The 18,563-nt window shown below is 46.9% G+C and carries 17 protein-coding genes; 3 read left to right on the forward strand and 14 right to left on the reverse strand.

The genetic code is table 11. The annotated features are described in order from the left end of the window. Positions 1 to 52 precede the first annotated feature (52 nt). Positions 53 to 220, reverse strand: a complete 168-nt coding sequence (locus GZ78_RS29290; RefSeq protein ID WP_161787288.1) for a hypothetical protein — start codon at positions 218 to 220, stop codon at positions 53 to 55. A gap of 483 nt (positions 221 to 703) precedes the next feature. On the opposite strand from GZ78_RS29290, the gene GZ78_RS02620 reads away from it, so the two are divergent. Together GZ78_RS02620 and yaaA are read left to right on the forward strand one after the other, a co-directional pair. Continuing rightward, the gene (locus tag GZ78_RS02620; RefSeq protein ID WP_034832575.1) at positions 704 to 2,086 is read left to right on the forward strand and encodes a phosphohexomutase domain-containing protein; all 1,383 of its coding nucleotides are present in this window, start codon (positions 704 to 706) and stop codon (positions 2,084 to 2,086) included. Between the two features lie 670 nt (positions 2,087 to 2,756). Further along, complete coding sequence (gene yaaA, locus GZ78_RS02625) at positions 2,757 to 3,530, forward strand: peroxide stress protein YaaA (RefSeq protein WP_034832577.1); 774 nt, start codon at positions 2,757 to 2,759, stop codon at positions 3,528 to 3,530. On the opposite strand, the gene GZ78_RS02630 is transcribed toward yaaA, so the two are convergent. The 7 genes from GZ78_RS02630 to GZ78_RS29295 form a co-directional block, all read right to left on the reverse strand. Next, a complete protein-coding gene (locus GZ78_RS02630) occupies positions 3,531 to 4,313 on the reverse strand; it encodes an MlaA family lipoprotein (protein WP_051785751.1) in 783 nt (260 codons plus the stop codon). Continuing rightward, on the reverse strand, positions 4,306 to 5,535 hold the full coding sequence (locus GZ78_RS02635) for a serine/threonine protein kinase (protein ID WP_152558510.1): 1,230 nt from the start codon (positions 5,533 to 5,535) through the stop codon (positions 4,306 to 4,308). Before GZ78_RS02635 ends, GZ78_RS02630 begins: the two co-directional genes overlap by 8 nt. Positions 5,536 to 5,815: 280 nt before the next feature. Further along, complete coding sequence (locus GZ78_RS02640) at positions 5,816 to 6,376, reverse strand: hypothetical protein (RefSeq protein ID WP_152558511.1); 561 nt, start codon at positions 6,374 to 6,376, stop codon at positions 5,816 to 5,818. A gap of 82 nt (positions 6,377 to 6,458) precedes the next feature. Continuing rightward, the gene (locus GZ78_RS02645) at positions 6,459 to 7,820 is read right to left on the reverse strand and encodes an OmpP1/FadL family transporter (RefSeq protein ID WP_034832581.1); all 1,362 of its coding nucleotides are present in this window, start codon (positions 7,818 to 7,820) and stop codon (positions 6,459 to 6,461) included. Between the two features lie 154 nt (positions 7,821 to 7,974). Then, entirely contained in the window at positions 7,975 to 8,589 is a 615-nt protein-coding gene (locus GZ78_RS02650) for a trimeric intracellular cation channel family protein (protein WP_034832583.1), read from the reverse strand. 337 nt (positions 8,590 to 8,926) lie between these two features. Beyond that, entirely contained in the window at positions 8,927 to 9,466 is a 540-nt protein-coding gene (locus GZ78_RS02655) for a TIGR00645 family protein (protein ID WP_081869637.1), read from the reverse strand. A 192-nt stretch (positions 9,467 to 9,658) separates the two neighbouring features. Next, positions 9,659 to 9,814: a hypothetical protein gene (locus tag GZ78_RS29295; RefSeq protein ID WP_236631466.1), complete on the reverse strand. Its 156-nt coding sequence runs from the start codon at positions 9,812 to 9,814 to the stop codon at positions 9,659 to 9,661. Positions 9,815 to 10,501: 687 nt separating this feature from the next. On the opposite strand from GZ78_RS29295, the gene GZ78_RS02660 reads away from it, so the two are divergent. Continuing rightward, the gene (locus tag GZ78_RS02660; RefSeq protein WP_034832585.1) at positions 10,502 to 11,839 is read left to right on the forward strand and encodes an OmpP1/FadL family transporter; all 1,338 of its coding nucleotides are present in this window, start codon (positions 10,502 to 10,504) and stop codon (positions 11,837 to 11,839) included. A 74-nt stretch (positions 11,840 to 11,913) separates the two neighbouring features. On the opposite strand, the gene GZ78_RS02665 is transcribed toward GZ78_RS02660, so the two are convergent. From GZ78_RS02665 to GZ78_RS02690, 6 genes are all read right to left on the reverse strand, one after another. Further along, positions 11,914 to 12,546 carry a hypothetical protein gene (locus GZ78_RS02665; protein ID WP_051785753.1) on the reverse strand — a complete coding sequence of 211 codons (633 nt, stop codon included), beginning with the start codon at positions 12,544 to 12,546 and terminating at the stop codon, positions 11,914 to 11,916. 62 nt (positions 12,547 to 12,608) lie between these two features. Then, on the reverse strand, positions 12,609 to 13,664 hold the full coding sequence (locus GZ78_RS02670; protein ID WP_034832587.1) for an NAD(P)-dependent oxidoreductase: 1,056 nt from the start codon (positions 13,662 to 13,664) through the stop codon (positions 12,609 to 12,611). A 275-nt stretch (positions 13,665 to 13,939) separates the two neighbouring features. Continuing rightward, positions 13,940 to 14,701 (reverse strand): amino acid ABC transporter ATP-binding protein, encoded by a 762-nt coding sequence (locus GZ78_RS02675; RefSeq protein ID WP_034834049.1) that lies wholly within the window; start codon positions 14,699 to 14,701, stop codon positions 13,940 to 13,942. 39 nt (positions 14,702 to 14,740) lie between these two features. Next, entirely contained in the window at positions 14,741 to 15,826 is a 1,086-nt protein-coding gene (locus GZ78_RS02680) for an amino acid ABC transporter permease (protein WP_081869638.1), read from the reverse strand. 11 nt (positions 15,827 to 15,837) lie between these two features. Continuing rightward, positions 15,838 to 17,034: an amino acid ABC transporter permease gene (locus GZ78_RS02685; protein ID WP_081869639.1), complete on the reverse strand. Its 1,197-nt coding sequence runs from the start codon at positions 17,032 to 17,034 to the stop codon at positions 15,838 to 15,840. A 109-nt stretch (positions 17,035 to 17,143) separates the two neighbouring features. Then, positions 17,144 to 18,169 carry an amino acid ABC transporter substrate-binding protein gene (locus GZ78_RS02690; protein WP_034832588.1) on the reverse strand — a complete coding sequence of 342 codons (1,026 nt, stop codon included), beginning with the start codon at positions 18,167 to 18,169 and terminating at the stop codon, positions 17,144 to 17,146. Positions 18,170 to 18,563: the final 394 nt, after the last annotated feature.

Here is an 18,563-nt window from a genome sequence, read left to right on the forward strand (position 1 = left end):
GACGGTTTCCTGATATTTGCTTATCTGATAAATAGCAGACTTCAGGAAAATGTCAGGTTAGGTGGTGAATGTCGGGAACATGATTAGGATCGAAAAACTGTCGATGAATGGTGCGTGCCCGGAACAGCAGATCATTAAAGGGTTGATGATAAATATCTTTGACTTCGCCTAACGTCCAGTCTGTTCGGATAAGCTCTTCCTGCCTGACAATCTTGGTCATGTGCAAATACTACCAATGAGGAATTACATGGATTGCTGATGGAAGAAAGTCTATTTGGGGAATGGCAGCTGTCAACTTTAAAAGCAGAATAAAGTTGACAGCTGTTGAAGTGCTTATGTATTCCTGAACTATGGCTCTATTTCGGGGCTTTCTCAGGCTGGCTGAAGAAAAGTGAAGGATTGCAACAGAAACAGCCTTCAGACAAAGATTGATTTGAACGGATCAACCTTGCTGAAGGATCAGACATGTCTGCAACGCCCTCACTTCGCCCTATGTTCTCATTTCCTGGCTGGGTCATCGACGTTGACTGGGAGGATTCCAGCGCAATAGGTATACAAGGGCTCTGCCAGTGAGTTTCTCGATCGGTGGATTGAGATGGCCAGAATTAACCGGGGTTTTTTATAGGTTTTCTGACAGGCACTAATTAGCGACCACGAAGATAAGTCGGTATTATCAACGCATCCATTGAAAAGGTTGCTTTTAATGAAATCTTTGAACTGTTTCAAATCCTATGATGTCCGAGGTCGCATGCCGGACGAGTTGAATGAACAAGTCGCCTGGAGAATCGGACGTGCAACTGCAGAGTATTTAAAAACAGATACAGTTGTAGTGGGTGGAGACATTCGCCTTTCATCGCCTTCTTTAAAGGCAGCACTCACACAAGGTCTTAGATCGGGTGGCGTCAATGTTCTGGATATTGGTCTGTGCGGCACTGAAGAGATCTATTTCGCCACTTCTCATCTGAAAGTGGGCGGCGGCATTATGGTCACTGCCAGCCACAACCCCAAAGACTACAACGGGATGAAGCTGGTAAGGGAAGACAGCAAACCGATTTCTGGCGATACCGGTTTACGTGCCATTCAAAAGTTAGCTGAGGATACTTTTATAACCGCAGACTTAGATGATACATCTCATCTGTCAGGCAATTATGAAACCATCAGTGTGCTTGATGCATACATTGAACATATCCTTGGCTATATCAAACCCACTCAGCTAAAGCCAATGAGACTGGTGGTCAATGCAGGCAATGGCGCAGCGGGTCATGTTATAGACGCTATTGAAGCCCGGTTCCAGGCAGATTCAATACCTGTCGAATTTATCAAAATCCACCATGAACCAGACGGTCACTTCCCCCATGGCATTCCTAATCCACTTCTCCCTGAATGTCGACAGGCAACCAGTGACGCGGTTCTGGAACACCAGGCAGACATGGGTATAGCCTGGGACGGTGATTTCGACCGCTGTTTTCTGTTTGACGAACAGGGCCAGTTTATTGAGGGCTATTACATTGTCGGCCTGCTGGGTGAAGCCTTCTTGAGTCATACGCCCGGTGCCAAAATTATCCATGACCCCCGACTCACCTGGAATACCATCGACCAGGTTCAGAGTGCGGGAGGTGAGCCAGTACTGTGCAAAACCGGTCACGCTTTTATAAAAGAAAGAATGCGTAACGAAGATGCGGTTTATGGGGGAGAAATGAGTGCTCACCATTACTTCCGGGACTTTGCTTACTGTGACTCTGGCATGATTCCCTGGCTGCTGGTTGCAGAACTATTGTCTCAAAAGAACCAGACGCTCTCCTCGATGGTAGCCGAACGGATTGAGAAATTCCCTTCCTCAGGGGAAATAAACAGCAAGCTGGAAAACCCTGCGAAAGCAATCGAAGCCATTCTGGCAATCTATGAAAAGAATGCAGTCGAGATTGATCGCACCGACGGTATCTCCGTTGATATGGGAGACTGGCGTTTTAACCTCAGAATGTCCAATACCGAACCCGTGATCAGACTGAATGTAGAAAGTCGGGGTGATAAGCCACTAATGGAAGAAAAAACCACTGAACTTCTGGCACTGATACGTTCTCAGTAATCTTTGGCGAACAGGATTCAGGCAGACTCTGCGAGCCGTCCTGGAATGGCAAAATCTGACACCTTGGCTACATTCCTTGATACATCAAGATTTCTGGAATCAAGCGAATGAAACCTCTTCAAAGTTTCAACGCTGTGTGGCTGCGCTCTGCCTGGCCACCTCACTGCCTATGATGGCAGCGCCAGCCGCGGAGTCACCTAAAAAATCCATGCCTGAATCGGTATCTGGGCTCTGGAAAAATATCCGAGGCTCGGTTTTAGAGCTATACCCATTGGATTTCAAGATGCTACCAGGCGACAAGTGAGCGAAGCCCTGTGAGCCTACAAGTAGTAGGTGATCAGGGTGAGCGAACGCTGGCAACAACGTAGCATCTTGAAAGGCGATGGGTATAACCCCATAAGCTTGCGGTCAGTATGTGACTGGAAGAGTAAACCAGACAACAACATAACCTCTTTATAACCTCTTTAAAGACGATGGCTATCAGGCCAATAGCGAGAATACACTACAAAAGCCCCGCGCCCTCTACTACTATGTGTTCCATAGTGCTAAGCCGTATTTTCAAAGCCACTTCGGCCTGAAACCCAGAAAGTGCGGCCAGGAGCCTGTCCGACAAGCTCCCAGACTGGATAACACAGCTTATAAACCGGAATTCGAAAGGAAGGAAACTCATATGCTTTTTGTCGTGTCACCTGCCAAGACTCTGGACTATGACACCGCTCCGGTGACCAAAAAGTTCAGTCAACCTGAATTCCTGGATCAGTCTCAGGATCTGATCGATCAATTGCGTCAACTCAATCCTGCTGATATTGGCAGTCTGATGAGTATTAGCGACAAACTGGCACAGCTCAACGCAGCCCGCTATGAAGCCTGGCAGCAGCCTTTTACTCAGGACAATGCCAAACAAGCGGTTCTGGCTTTTAAAGGCGATGTTTATACGGGACTTGATGCTGAAACAATGAATGCCAAGCAGTTTGATTACGCTCAGAATCACCTGCGTATTCTCTCAGGGCTCTACGGGTTACTTAAACCTCTCGACCTGATGCAGGCTTACCGTCTGGAAATGGGCACAAAGTTTGCCAATAACGCAGGCAAAGACCTTTACACTTTCTGGGGTGATCAGATCACTGAAAAGTTGAATGAAGAAATGGCTGCCCAGAAAGACAACATTCTGGTTAATCTGGCGTCTAATGAATATTTTAAGGCCGTTAAACCCAAGTTTGTAAAAGGACAGATTATCACTCCGGTATTCAAAGACTGGAAAGGTGATAAATACAAGATCATCAGCTTTTACGCCAAAAAAGCCAGAGGCCTGATGTGTCGTTATGCGATTGATAATAATCTGAAAAAAGTCGATGACCTGAAAGGTTTTGATTACGAGGGCTACAGCTATAACGAATCGATGTCCAACGACAAGGAATGGGTGTTTATTCGTAAAGAAGCCTGACTACTCATTGACTCTCAACTCCAGTTTCCGCTTTCTGGTGTACAGAAAGCGGATCATGTCATAGCTGAAAGGCGAGCTGAAGTCGTCGTAACTCATGGGGACAGTATACCGGTAGTTGATTCCATAAATGGCAAACACTTCCGGCTCAGCAAACACCTGTGATGGCACCCCGGTAAAATCAATGTGATCTTCAGCGCTCAAATCAACCACCAGACCACTGACATCCCTGAGACTGTAAGGTCCAATAACAGGAACCACCAGATAAGGACCCGCACCCACGCCATATTTAGCCAGAGTCGAACCAAATTCATTGCGTTTATGCGGAATCCCCATACTCGTGGCAGGATCAAATAAACCCAGCATCCCCAGTGTTGAATTGATTACCAGCCGACTGGCCGACTTCAGGGTTCTTTCACCATCAAACTGCAGCGCACTGTTTAAAACAGTAGAAACTTCTTTAAGGTTCTGGAAAAAATTAGCCACCCCGACCCGAACAAACGACGGTGTTACCGTTTCATACAGCTGCACGACGGGTTCAAGAAAATACCGATCAAGCTGACGATTAAAGGCAAAAACCTGACGATTAAACGATTCAAGAGGGTCGTAAACATCCATAAACTTCATACGATCAATCTTGTGATGCCAACCCTCCAGCAGTTCATCATCGCTGTCATGAAACTTCACAGTATCCATCGGATTTGAATATGGGATACGTTGACCTGCATTGACATTAAAGGTCATCAGAACCAACATCAGGGTGAACAGGATTCCAGCTCTAGGCATCAGGAAACCCCTTACCTTTCATAAAACCGAGCATATCCCGAACATTCTCATGGTATTGCAGGTTGCCCATATGCCCACCTAATGGATAAATTTTTATCCGCCGGCCAAACGTATCGTACAGAAAATCGAGCCCTTTCTGATCAATGATAAAATCATCGGCATTATGCATCACCCCCACATGCCGGGCGTTTTTTAACCAGACTTCCAGATGAGACAGACTGTTCTGCTCAAACAACAACCTCCGTTGTTTTGAAGTAGCCCCTTCCTGGCTTGAATGGACTGGTTTCTGCTCAATCACATACGGAATCAGCACTTTATCAACGTAACACTGAAAACTGCAGAGCATGGCTTTTTTAAAATAAGGGGTTCGGCTGTCGCTGCGTTTGAGCTTAAAATCTTTCGGGATCAGGTTACTGTCCCAGGTCATGGCATCAGAAGTGAAATACATGGATGCCACTGACAGTCTGAAACTGACGCCTATCAGCAGAGCCAACTCTTCGCGACTTAATGCGTAAGGACTTTTCTGAACCTGAAACAACATAGACTCATCCAGATCAATGCTCTTATGAGTCCGGAAATAATCCGCCAGCTTGTCAAAGAAGTGATTAAATAGCGTTGTTGAATCATCCACTCCCGGTACATCTGCCATCAACAGACGATCAAGATTATCGATTGACCGTTGCAGACTCACGGGAGGGTTCAATAACAGAACTCGCTCAAAGCCAAACACTTTCTGTTCGCTGTCCAGCTGGGCTACAAAAGCAGCATTGAGCGCTCCAAGACTATAACCCGTCAGATACCAGCCATTAATCTCTACTTTCCTGAATGATTGCGCTCGTTCGACAGAAGCTTTCATCAAACGATAGAGATCTTCAGAGTCCTGCTGTGTCAGCCCTGGCCGATGAGTGTTAGAGCCTGACACCACAAAATCGTAACTGGTAGGAGACGAGATCTGAATCACATGAAACCCGGCCTGATAATAAACCCTTTTCAGAAACTCAACCTTGCTGGTATCAAAGCGTCCACCCGTACCGGCAATAATAAAAATCAATGGAGCCTTCTTCTCCTGCCAGGCGAGCTTGAATCTGGGTTTGGTCACATCCCAAAAGATATCGGGTGCATTCTCAACCGTTTCGTCCGCAAGACCTAAAATAGCCTCCCGGACCTTCATTGGATTCAGTTTGACCTGCTGCTCAGGCGGTGTGCCAGCCACTGTAGCCAAAAATGGATTACTGACTGGAAAATCATAGGCCCACGAAAGAGCAGGACCGACAAAAAGCAGAGATAAGCACCTGACCAGTTGTTTTCGAATATCTGGACGGCGGCTTAAGAAAAATATTGGTGCTCGATGACAGAAACCTTTCGTCCTCTGAATGGGAGGAGGCTCTGTTAAAGCTGAGGGCTGATAGCCACTCTGAGCATTCGAAAAACATTTTGCCCACGCCACAACATTAACCACGAATACAGCCGGACAAAATGCCTTTCTTTTACTCATGTCACTACTACTGGGTATTTACTGGGGATGAAATCAACAGATAGACTGTCCAGGCTTTGGAAAAGAGACCACCTGTGCTGACCTTTTCCAACGATCCCCTGACCTGCCCGTTGATGGCATACTGAATTTTTTCGCCTTTCTGATCTGGTAATGCTACCTGTTGCTGGCTCCAGCTCTTTGGAAGACATTGACCAATGACTCGGGACGCTTCGTCAAATACGTGGGTAGCCGTCTGTTCATCGGGCAAGACACGACTGCAAACATAGCTGTAACGATTGGACCACTGCCAGATTTCGCAACCACCGTCCAAAGGTTGATAATCGGTCTGCCAGAGGGTGATCTTGTTATAGAACGAAGGTTGCTTGCGTATGTCAGTAAAACCATTCTGACTTTTTGTAAAAATCTGCCCCAGATCCTGACAGACTTTAGTCTGATCAATAACAGGTTTGTGGGTCATCACTTCATCGCTGTTGCGGGCTGAATGTGAAGCACAACCAGAAACAAGAATAGCGGCAGAGGTCATCAAGACAGCAATAGCAACACGACATTTGGTTTTATTATGGTTCAAGATATTTCCCACAATTGACTTCAGGGTTTAGCAATAGCTAAAAAGAGCCTGCCTGATCTTCAGGCAGGCTGGCGTAACCAGTCTAGAAAATATAATTCAATTGTGCAGCCACAATATGAGAACTGTTGTTGTATTCGCCGGTAAAAGTGCCGTAGCTCTCAACAACTTCGGGCGAATCACCGGGAGGGTTATGTTTAGTCTCGCTGACTTTTCCTTTCTTCAGACTGACATAGGCGTAGGAGAGATCGATGGAAAACTTAGGATCTGCTTTCCAGTTCGCTCCCAGCGTAAACCAGTTACGATCGGCGTCCGGTGTACGCGCTGTACGATTTTTGTCGTCCACAGGTGACTGATCGAACATATAGCCAGCCCGGAGCTTCCACTCGGGTGCAACCTGCCAGGAAGCCCCAAAACTCCAGGACCAGACGTCTGTCCATTTAATAGGGATATAACTGGATAGATCTGAATTATCTGCCCTGACATAAAACTCTTCGAAGCGACTCCAACGGGTCCAGGTGGCATCAGCCATCAGAGTCCATTCATCATTAAGATGATGAGTCAGACTTAATGCTGCCTTTTCAGGCATGGTGATATCCAGTTTGGCTTTTGATTTTTCATTCACAGGGAGTGTTTGCCCAAAAAGGGTCGCTGTTCCGTTAGCTGCTACATCTCCCTTTAACTTGAAATCTAACTGTGAAAAATAGGATAAACCTAGGTAGGTTTGCTCTCTAACCCTCCAGAGGGCACCAACAGTCCACCCTATAGCCTCAGCGTCGCCATCTACTTTTGCATCAATGTTCGCATTCTGTGGAGGTATAGAAATAGGAGGATCGGTAGGAGCAGTTCCACTACTCTTTTGTGTCAGCTCTCCTTTTACATAAGATCCTATCAATCCAAAACCAACAGAAAAGTCCTCCTGAAACTTGTAGGACACAGTACCCTGAATATTAATCGTTTTAACGCTGGTTTTGTTGCCAAAATACTGACCAGCCCAGCTCTTGTCATAATCCAGCTCAATACCATAGGGAGCATAACCGCTTAAACCAAAGCTGAGCTGTTCGTTCATAGGGATAACAAAATGTCCAAACGGAACCAATGTGGTTGATTGGAAGTCTTTGGTTTTACCCTGAGCAACAACCTCTAGCTGTCCTTGAAGGTTGGGTGCAATATGCTGCCCCTCAAACTCCCCCCCTTCAAAAATAACAGCAGAACCCACAGAAATCTGGGTACCTTCAACATAAGCAATACCCGCTGGGTTATTGGCTGCGATCGACGCGTCCTGTGGGTTAGAAGCCTTCCCCGCAAAGGCTGTTCCCATATAACCGGCCGAGTTTTCGTAGATGCCATAACCGGCAGATTGCGCTGTACTGGAATGAAAAGAAAATGCCATAGCAGCAAAAAGAGGGGACAGAACCGCCACCCTCTGTCGTGAACAGAAAGCCATCTTCAAACCTCAATGTGTGTGTTGGTTTGAAAGGTATAGACGCAGAAACGCTTCCATGCCTCGTTTTACAGGCATAAACGACGACTAGTGAATAACTGTTATTAAAACTTTGGGAACTCTGATCAAATAGCTATATAACAGAGTTCCCTTCAGGTCAGCGGGCAACTGGAGGCAGATCAAAGCGGGGAAGTGAGAGTTTTTTGTACATGGCCAAAAGTCTTAATAACAGCACCAGTCCTGCAGAAAGCAAAGTCGCTTCATTAACCCCTATGTGTGACTCCAGCGTAACAAAGACAGCACCACCCGCCATTGCTGCAAAGGCATACACTTCTTTCTTTAGCACCAGAGGTACTTCACCAGACAGTAAATCCCGGATAGCGCCACCGCCACAACCGGTCAGCACGCCCATCATTACCGCAACAATGGGAGAAGCACCAAATGCCAGTGCCTTGGTCACGCCAATCACCGTAAAAACGGCCAGACCTAAAGCATCGGAAATTAACAATAAATGGTGCGTTCGCTCATGCCAGCGCCTGACCAGAATAGCCAGCAGGGTTGAGGCAAGAATAACCATCACATAATCGTGATCCTGAACCCAAAAAACCGGCGTTGCCCCTAAAAGAACATCGCGAATCGTGCCACCGCCTACGGCAGTGACAAAAGCCAGAACCATTGCACCAAAAATATCCATATCTTTCCGGCAGGCCAGCCAGGCACCGCTGATAGCAAACACAGCAGTACCGAATAAATCCAGGGTATAAAGCAGCATGAATGTGAGACTGATTAGGGTGAATTAATATTCGAATTATAAGTTCTAAGCACACTGCCCCATATCAGGACCCGTACTTAATTCAGCAAGAACTTTCCACCAGCATCGAACCTCAAGCATGCCCGGACACCCTAACCCGGAAAATTCATCAAGCCGCTCTGATCAGAGCAAAGACTGCTGAAATACAAAGATGTTCGCTTTCTGATGTGTACGAAAATAGAAAATTAAGAAGGCAAAAAGAATGCTTTCGGAGCCACGGTATAAATGCCTGGAAGAGGTATTGATGACTGACTACCGCAGTGTCATCCCTGCGGTAGTCACATGATCGGCAAAGCCGTTAATCAAGCAGATTTTCTGACACTGGACTGCCAGGACCACTCGGCTTGGTTTTTTTCCTGCCGTAGTAATCCAGAAAACCCATCAGCAAAGCAGATATCACGAATGTCATATGCATCACGACATTCATCAGCAATTTGTCGTTGGTTATGTTTTCTGCATTCATGAACACTTTCAACAATTGAATGGACGATATCGCGACGATGGAGGCCGCCAGTTTGGCCTTCAGTGAACTGCTGTCCATTTTACCCAGCCAGCTCAGCTTTTCAGTATCGTCATCAATGTCCAGCTTGGAGACAAAATTCTCATAGCCGGAGTACATCACCATCACAATCAGGCCAGCCACCAGAACCACATCAATCAGTGTCAGCACCTTTAAAGTAACATCGTGCTCTGCCAGCTCCAGAACATTGAAGCCCAGATAAAGTACTCCCTGGAAGAACTCAATCAGTAACACAATGAGCACCAGGCTCAACCCCAGATACATGGGTGCCAGTAACCAGCGTGCAGAATACAGCACACGCTCAAGCAATCTCTCCATCAACACCTATACCTCTGACATCAGTAAAATCAGGTTTAAACGGTGCCCTATTTTGCTCTGATTAGCGGGGTTTCGCCAGTCAGGACAGTCCAATAAGAATCTGAACTAATAGAAGTGAAGGGAGCCAAGGCCTCACAAGAGAAGGTGCGAGTAAGTCCTATGCGTTCTCTGCAAGGCAATGGCTCCTGGAACTCAGTTATAAGAAGCTTCATTGATGGCGTTGCTGGAGCCCTCAAGGGAGAATTTTACAGTACGGCTCACTGCTTCTTCCAACTCTCCTTCGTCATCGAGAGGCTGAAAGGAGTACCCCATTTTCAGGTTTTCAGCCATTTTCATCTGATCTGCCAACCCTCTCATTTCCTGATAATTATCCCGCTCACTAAAAATGCAGTTGCCAGTGCTGGTGTATATTTTTTAATCATTACTGCTTATCTTTCGGTTTTTATACTTAATGTTTTAAGCACTCAACCAGACCTGCTTACCTTCACTGGATGTTTGTTTTTTATTCTGCCCTTGGTGGTCTCTTTGAGCTGTTTTGGACTTTATATCAAACGTCAATGTATGTATAGACAAAAGTCAGACAGTCGTCTTAGATGTTTTTTTCACTTTTATTACTGAGTGCTCTGACTTTAATCAAACCCCATCAACGAAATAAAAACCATTACATATCATAAGGTTACCGATAAACCAGATAATCAAACCATCTTGATTTTATTAAAACAAAAATCGAATAGTATTCGAATTTTAATTAACAACACACACTATCTTGACTCATCACTTTTAAACAGGGATATTTCGTACCGTTGTTTCAAATGCCCGTTTAAATGCATTGAGAGAATCGCATTTTAATAACTGGATATTTACAAAACGACAACAGAAATTCCTAATAAGCATAAATAGACTAGCGGCCTTTTCGACCACCGAACCTTATAAGACTTCAAAAGAGCAAACAGGGTTCGTAATCAGGCAGGCTCATGCCACTTGTTTATAAAAACAAAGAGTCGCCTTCCGGTCTTGCCACCATCAGGAGTTGTAATGACAAGCCATACACGTTCCCCTCATTTTTTCGTCTCTCCATTCGCTGTAGCCTCATCTCTGGCTATTGCTGTATCAGCAGGTAATGCTGTTGCCGGTGGTTTTGAAAAAGCGACCCTCTGGGATGCCGAATACAGTGCACTGGCAGGTGCTGCTGTTTCTTCTGTAAATGATTCCAGCGCTATCTTCTTTAACCCGGCCGGTATGGCTTTTGCAGAATCCAATGATATTGCTCTGCACGTTTCCCCTACCTTTACGACCACCAATGGTCCTGCGGGCGGCCAAGGTACTTTTATTGATGGAGAAACCAACTTCTCTCCAGCCGGTGGTTTTACAGGGCTGTTTAAGCTGAACGAAAAGTTCACCATGGGTTACGGTATTTATGCTGCCGGTGGTGCTGCTTCCAAGTATGAAGATGTGACTGTTGGTGATAAGTTCACCGTGCCACTACCTGGCCCTTTTCCTGATGTCAATGTGAACGCTGTAACTGGAGATTACTCTACTGACATTCAGATTATTGAAGCTGGTTTAGGTCTTTCATATCGCATCAATAAAAACTGGGCTGTAGGTGGAACTTATCGACTTACTTATGCCACTGCAGATATCAACTTGCTCGCTACCCAAGCAGCTTTTGGTAACAATGTTGGAGCATCTGTTGGCTACAACGACATGAGCGGCTTCAATACTTTCGGTGTCCGACTGGGTGCAATGTTCCGCTCTGACGATAACCGCTGGGGCTGGGGTATCAATTACCGCTCAGAAGTCGATGTCGAAGCAGATGGCGATTACAACTACAGAGATGGCACAGGTGCCACTGCTAAAGGTGATGCTACTGCCAAGACAGCACTGCCAATGCAAATTTCTACCGGTGTAGACTACCAAGTTGCTCCTAACTGGACCCTGTTCGGCGAAATCACATACTCCGAGTACAGCAACAACGAACAGATCAAGTTTACTTCTGATGATGTCAGCGATCTCGCTGTACCTGCGATCAACTCCAACTGGGAAGACCAGTACAACTACCGTATTGCTGCTGAGTACACCGGTATTGAGAACTGGGCTCTGAGAGCCGGTTACATCTATACAACGGCGGTTGTACCAGAAGAATATGCTGCCCCTACTTTCTCTACGCCAGCCAATGCCCACTCCTTCACCTTCGGTGCTGGTACCACCATTCTGGACGGCCAGGTTGCTCTGGACTTTGCTGCTGAGTACAACATGGCTGAGAATGACAGTGTGAAAGGTGGCGGCGACCTTACCAGCACCACCAAAGCTTACGCTGGTAAGTATGAGTCTAATGCATACGCTCTCCACGCTTCTGTGAAGTACAAGTTCTAAGACTGTTCTTCAGCAGAGTCATACTTTAAGGCCACAGATCGAAAGATCTGTGGCCTTATTTATTTTAAAGAGAGTTATTCCACTATCTTTGAGGTCCGATCGATCCCCGGGCAACGGTCACTGAGATTGTGGATGGAAAGCTCCTGTTCTTTCAGTTCCATTTCCGGCGGTTTCTGATCCCAGTTCATTTTGATAATCAGCACCCGGTTGTACTCTTCATTTCCCCAGTCTTCTGTTAACTGATAATTGCCAAACTGTTTCTGCAACTCCTTAACAAAACGCAGAATCTCAGAATGCTCCCAGACAAGGTAGAGCGTTGCATGATGATACTTGGTCTTGGTGACTTCCGAGGCTAATGCTCTCACCTGCTTGTAGCCGAACTGGACATTTACAGGCAGACCCAGACGAATAGCCGTAGGCTCTATCGTCGCCAGAGGCCTGACATAATCGTAATGCTTTTGATCACCATGCCTTTCATAAACCCGATCAGAAGGTTTGGGCGCAAAAAGGAAATCCGGCTTTGGGTACTTCTCCAACAGTAAATCCGGCAATAACAGAGATCGGTTCAGCCCCCGACAGTCCAGCTGCCCAAGACCTGCCTTTGGTTTCTCTCCATGCCGGAAAATCACCAGTGTTTCTTCAGTCGACTGAGCATTGACAAAAGAGGCTACCAAGCCAGTGAGCAGGAAAAAAACCAGGTACTTCATAGAACAACGTCTCTGTAGAAAATGAATATGACTACAGATTAGCCATTAATGAAAATAATAGTTTAACGGATCTCAAAATCGACTCGGCTGTAGCCCTGAGCCCTACAGAACTTATCGACCAGAGATTGCACCAGAACCTCCGGCGGCTGACGTATTCCTTCTGCCCAAGGCTGAGAAATCAGTAAGGAAGCACTCTCATTGTAGAGCGCGAAAATAGGATCAATGAACTTCATCTGGGTGGGCTCTTCCAGAATAAAATTAAAGGCCGCCTTATTATTCTCTACGGACTGATCTGGAACGGACTTTCCATATTCATCTTCAGCACCCATGTTGATGAGCACCGCCTTGCTCTCCAGAAATGCCTGCAATGGATAGTACTTTTCAATGAAACCGTAAAGGCCTGTTGCCGTAACAATAAAATCAGCTTCAGCAACAGCAGCAAGCACACTTTGCTCATCGTCGGCCTTTATCCAACCTGCAATACCATTACCAGCCGGTCTCTTTCTAAGCTCAACAACGGTGACCTGAGCTTGCTCAGAAAGCAGGGCCCGGCTAATGCCCACACCGACTTTACCATAACCAAACAGCAGTACTTTCTTGTCTTTTAAGTTCTCATAGCCCGATTGTTTCATGGCTCTGAGCAGGCCATCACCTGTACCAAGCACCGTTTCAAGATTTTTAACCAGCGTTGAATCAACATCCAGACAGGGCTTACCATTGAGGCTGTGATAATAACTCAATCCGCTACGCGTCAATTCCACATAGCCATCTCTGGCCTCAAGGTCAGCATGATCCCCACAACAATCGAGAATGACATCAAAGGACAGGACATCAGGCACCTTCTCATAACAACTGACCCCCTTACTTTGAAACAGGGCAACAACTTCCGGGTCCGCATCAATAATCTCTGGCCAGGAGAGCGTCAGCTCTGCACCACCAGCAACCATAGGAAGCAGAGCGACCTGAGTATTCTGAGTGAGGGGAGCAGCATAGAGTATCCGTTTGCCAGAGAAGGGTTTCTCGTTTTCAAAACGCTTCATCTGCTCCAGCAGACAGGGGTATTCCCGGGTAGAAAAGCTACGATCTACCGCATGTTGTAATGTTTGAAATAGAGTCATCCAGCCGCACCTGATGGTTGTTTCTGTTCTGATTCAGCTTTAAAGAAAGCACTGAAGTCTGAACTGTCAAACCTGATGACTGAGAATTGCACTCGAGAATAAAGTTCAGTAGAGCGGCCCCCTCTCCCCGCAGCGAAATGTTAATGCTTATGCATACGCTGTTCATCCTGAGCTTGCTGAAGGATTCGGGTAATGTACTTCCACTGGCTCAGGATAAACGGTATGGGATTTAGCACCTAGGAGCCTGACCGAGAATAGGCAGGTCGGTCAGGCTCCTAGTGACTGAGAATTTGCCCCAAAAACTCTTTGGTGCGCTCGGACTCCGGAGAATTAAAAAAGATATCGGGTGTGGCTTCTTCCACTATTTGCCCCTGATCCATAAAGATCATGCGGTCCGCAACCGTTTTGGCAAAGCCCATTTCATGGGTCACACAGATCATGGTCATACCTTCGTTGGCCAACTCAACCATAACATCCAGTACTTCCTTGATCATTTCCGGATCCAGTGCGGAAGTAGGCTCATCAAATAACATGATTTCAGGATTCATGCAGAGGCTTCGGGCAATTGCCACACGTTGCTGCTGCCCACCGGAGAGTTGTCCCGGAAACTTATCGGCCTGATCAGGAATACGGACACGCTCAAGGTATTCCATCGCCGTTTTTTCCGCTTCCTTTTTAGCTGTTTTTCTGACCCAGACCGGTGCAAGCGTGCAGTTTTCAAGCACTGTCAAATGAGGAAACAGATTGAACTGTTGAAAAACCATACCGACTTCACGACGCACCTTTTCTATATTTTTCAGATCCCGGTTAAGTTCAGTACCATCTACAATGATCTGGCCTTCCTGATGTTCTTCCAGAGCATTAATGCAACGAATGAGTGTTGATTTACCGGACCCCGAGGGTCCACAGATCACAATCTTTTCTCCACGCACCACATCCAGATTAATGTCTCTAAGGACATGGAAACTGCCATACCATTTATTGACCCCATTCAATTTAATGACAGGGCTTGTTGGGTCTTTGCCTTCCCTTACCATCTTTTCCATGGAGACCTCTCATTTTTATTATGCTTGAATTTAATTCTTTTCCAGGCGCTGGCTGTACTTGGACATCCCAAAGCAGAACAACCAGAAAACAAACCCGGCAAAAAGATAACCTTCAACAGCGCTTCCCAGCCATTCGGGATCATTCAGACCGGCCTGAACAATAGAAAGCAGATCAAACAGACCAATGACCAATACCAGACTGGTATCTTTAAACAGGGCAATAAAAGTATTCACGATTCCGGGAATAACCAGACGGACAGCCTGAGGCAGAACCACCAGCAACATACTTTGCCAATACCCCATTCCGAGACTCTGGCAGGCTTCCGCCTGACCTCTTGGAATCGCCTGCAATCCACCACGCACCACTTCTGCCATATAAGCCGACTGGAACATGACGATCCCAATCATAGCCCTGACCAGTTTGTCGAAAACAATTTCTTCCGGAACAAACAGTGGCAGCATGACCGAAGCCATAAACAGAACGGTAATCAGCGGAACGCCTCGCCACAGTTCAATATAAGCGGTACAGAACGTCCGAATGACAGGCATGGAAGATCGCCTGCCAAGCGCTAACAAAACACCTATCGGTAATGACGCTAACATCCCATAAAGCGCCAGCACCAATGTCACCATTAAACCACCCCACTGATGGGTTTCAACCACGGGCAGGCCGAAGAAACCACCTGACAGAACCAGCCAGGAGGTCACTGGTAACACCAGTAATCCCAAACCCAGAGCCAGCTTCTTGCCGGGAATAGCCGGAATCATTAGCCAACCCAATACCAAAGCCAGTTGTGCAAAAAAGAGATTAACTCGCCAAGTTTCACTCTCCGGGTAGAAACCATATATAAACTGATCCAGTCGTGCAGTCACAAAAGCCCAGCAGGCGCCTTCAACATTACAGGCCGAACGGTTTTCACCCGTCCAGGTAGCATCCATGACCGCCCATTGCCAAAAGGGAGGAAGGATCAGATAGAGTCCATAGGCAATCGTCAGTGTAATCAGTGACTGAAAGGGGGTCGCAAACAAGTGCTCCCTCATCCAACCTAAAACCCCTCTCGAATTAACCGGAGGCTCTCTGGCAGGAATCATCTTCTGCTCCATCGCACTCTTCATTAACAGAATCCTTATCGCTCAACCAGCGATACCCAGCGGTTATAGAGGTTCATTAATACAGAGACCGTAAGGCTGATGGTGAGATAAACGGCCATGGTCATAGCTATCACCTCCACTGCCTGTCCTGTCTGGTTCAGAGTGGTACCTGCAAAGACACTCACCAGATCCGGATAACCTATAGCCGTTGCCAATGAAGAGTTCTTGATCAGGTTTAAATACTGGTTGGTCAGAGGAGGAATGATCACTCTCATAGCCTGAGGAATCACTACCAGACTCAGAACTCTGCGAGGCTTGAGACCCAGTGCCGCAGCGGCTTCCTTCTGTCCTTTGTTGACAGACTCAATACCCGAGCGAACGACTTCGGCAATAAAAGCCGCTGTATAAATAGTCAAAGCAAACCAGAGAGCAGCCAGTTCAGGCAGCACCACCAGACCGCCAGAGAAATTAAATCCTCTTAACGCCGGTATCTCCCACTGCAAACGGGCATCAGCAAGAAAGCCTGTCATCATGGGAATCAGTACGACGATAGAAACCATGATCGCTTTAATATAAGGAACGGGTCGTCCAGTGTTTTTTCGATGCTGTTTGTTAAAAAAAATCAGAACTAACACGGCAACACAGCAGGCCAACAAAGTCCAGGCAACCATTACCATTCCGGAATCAAGAATGGGCCAGGGCAGAGATATACCCCGGACATTCAGAAAGATGGCATCAAAGAGGCTGAAACTTTGTCGAGGACTGGGCAAAATACCCAGCACCGCAAAGTACCAGAAGAAGATCTGTAACAGCAGGGGAATATTTCTGAAAATTTCAATATAAACGCTGGCCAGTTTGGACAGCATCCAGTTTGAGGAAAGTCTGGCAACCCCCATCAGGAAGCCTAATACGGTGGCAAAGATAACACCAAGAAACGACACCAGCAGGGTATTCAGCAACCCCACCAGAAAGGTTCGGCCAAAGCTATGGCTCTCGTCATATTCCACCAGCGTTTGGATAATGCCAAATCCCGCTGACTGGGATAAAAAGTCAAAGCCGGTACTGATACCACGCTGCTCAAGATTCGACAGAGTATTGTTAACGACCCATCCGACCATCGCTACAACAGCCAGAATCAGCAACACCTGAAAAAAAATGGCCCGCCAGACTGGATCTCGCCAGAGTCTTACCAACATAGGTTGCCTTTTATTGTCCATGACCCATGAGCTCATGGCTTGTTCTTATTCTGATAGGCAAACGTTGGCAGCGTTTTTAAGTTCGCTGCCAGCTTTTTCCAGAAGCCTGCCGAAACAGTCTTAAGTTCAGCAGGCTCCCAGACTCTTAACGGAAAGGAGGTGCGTAAAGAATGCCGCCCTGACTCCACTGGGCATTGAGTCCACGCTCAATCTTCAAGGGAGAGGATTCACCAATATTCCGCTCAAAGATTTCACCGTAGTTCCCCACTTGCTTCACTACCTGATAAGCCCAGTTATCCTTGAGCCCCATACCTTTACCCTTGGGACCTTCAATGCCCAGAAAGCGGCGGACGGAAGGATCGGCTGAAGACTTGCTCTTGTCGATATTGGCAGAAGTCAGGCCGAGCTCTTCAGCATTGATCATGGCAAACAAAGACCACTTAACAATGTTGAACCATTGATCATCACCCTGGCGAACCAAGGGTCCCAGAGGCTCTTTGGAAATCACTTCAGGAAGAACAACCGCCTGATCCGGCTTGGACAGACGCAGTCGCAGAGCGTAAAGCTGGGACTGATCAGAAGTCAGGACATCACAACGACCGGAGTCAAAACCTTTGGCCGTTCCATCGGAAGTATCAAACACAACAGGCTGGTATTTCATACCATTGGTTCGGAAATAATCAGCCAGGTTGAGCTCAGTGGTGGTACCGGACTGAATGCAGACCGCCGCACCATCCAGCTGTTTAGCACTGGTCACACCCAGTTCTTTTTTCACCAGAAAGCCCTGACCATCGTAATAGCTGACGCCGGCAAAGTTGAGACCCAAAGAAGCATCACGGGTGAGTGTCCAGGTCGTATTTCGGGAGAGCATATCAATTTCACCCGACTGCAAAGCGGTGAAGCGTTCCTTGGCCGTCAGGGGAATGTACTTCACCTTCGAAGCATCACCCAGCACGGCAGCCGCTACCCCACGGCAAACATCCACGTCCATGCCTGACCACTGGCCTTTTTCATCAGGTGTTGCAAAACCCGGCAAACCGGTATTCACCCCACAACTGAGGTAGCCCTTGCTCAATACTGTTTCCAGTGTTGTGCTGCTGGTCTCTGCCTGGGCGCCAGCTGCTGCCAGCATAAGAGCAGGTGCCACCCATTTTTTGAGTCTTCTGATCATGATTCTGGTCCCGGTTGTTATTGTTATTCTGTTGCGCAAATGGCATTGGATACCTGCAAAACCTTACCGCTATTGGGCAGGGCTGGCAATAACCTCATTACTGACAGTGGCAATCAAACTCATGAGCAATGAGATCAAGTATTAGGGCCCCCGTCTAAAACACATAAAAAGACGACATTCAATGGATTGAAAATATCTCCAGAAAACACGATTCACCATCTGACCTTACCCTCACAGAAGCCCTGGAAGCCACGCTCCGAACCACAAAACCTGAGTCCCAAGCCCTATTGATGCCCTTACTGGCAGGCTTTCGCCAGAGCAAAATGCTTTTTAAAACGCTCTATTTGAACGAATAACGCTGCCTTGAAAGCGGGATACACCCTGCACAGCCCTG

It is taken from the genome of Endozoicomonas numazuensis, assembly GCF_000722635.1.
Lineage (GTDB): Bacteria > Pseudomonadota > Gammaproteobacteria > Pseudomonadales > Endozoicomonadaceae > Endozoicomonas_A > Endozoicomonas_A numazuensis.

Excerpts from the sequence above, each read along its gene's own strand:
- GZ78_RS29290 (WP_161787288.1), bottom strand. The coding sequence starts at position 220 with ATGACCAAGATTGTCAGGCAGGAAGAGCTTATCCGAACAGACTGGACG.
- GZ78_RS02620 (WP_034832575.1), top strand. The coding sequence starts at position 704 with ATGAAATCTTTGAACTGTTTCAAATCCTATGATGTCCGAGGTCGCATG.
- yaaA (WP_034832577.1), top strand. The coding sequence starts at position 2,757 with ATGCTTTTTGTCGTGTCACCTGCCAAGACTCTGGACTATGACACCGCT.
- GZ78_RS02630 (WP_051785751.1), bottom strand. The coding sequence starts at position 4,313 with ATGCCTAGAGCTGGAATCCTGTTCACCCTGATGTTGGTTCTGATGACC.
- GZ78_RS02645 (WP_034832581.1), bottom strand. The coding sequence starts at position 7,820 with ATGGCTTTCTGTTCACGACAGAGGGTGGCGGTTCTGTCCCCTCTTTTT.
- GZ78_RS02650 (WP_034832583.1), bottom strand. The coding sequence starts at position 8,589 with ATGCTGCTTTATACCCTGGATTTATTCGGTACTGCTGTGTTTGCTATC.
- GZ78_RS02655 (WP_081869637.1), bottom strand. The coding sequence starts at position 9,466 with ATGGAGAGATTGCTTGAGCGTGTGCTGTATTCTGCACGCTGGTTACTG.
- GZ78_RS02660 (WP_034832585.1), top strand. The coding sequence starts at position 10,502 with ATGACAAGCCATACACGTTCCCCTCATTTTTTCGTCTCTCCATTCGCT.
- GZ78_RS02665 (WP_051785753.1), bottom strand. The coding sequence starts at position 12,546 with ATGAAGTACCTGGTTTTTTTCCTGCTCACTGGCTTGGTAGCCTCTTTT.
- GZ78_RS02670 (WP_034832587.1), bottom strand. The coding sequence starts at position 13,664 with ATGACTCTATTTCAAACATTACAACATGCGGTAGATCGTAGCTTTTCT.
- GZ78_RS02675 (WP_034834049.1), bottom strand. The coding sequence starts at position 14,701 with ATGGTAAGGGAAGGCAAAGACCCAACAAGCCCTGTCATTAAATTGAAT.
- GZ78_RS02680 (WP_081869638.1), bottom strand. The coding sequence starts at position 15,826 with ATGAAGAGTGCGATGGAGCAGAAGATGATTCCTGCCAGAGAGCCTCCG.
- GZ78_RS02685 (WP_081869639.1), bottom strand. The coding sequence starts at position 17,034 with ATGAGCTCATGGGTCATGGACAATAAAAGGCAACCTATGTTGGTAAGA.
- GZ78_RS02690 (WP_034832588.1), bottom strand. The coding sequence starts at position 18,169 with ATGATCAGAAGACTCAAAAAATGGGTGGCACCTGCTCTTATGCTGGCA.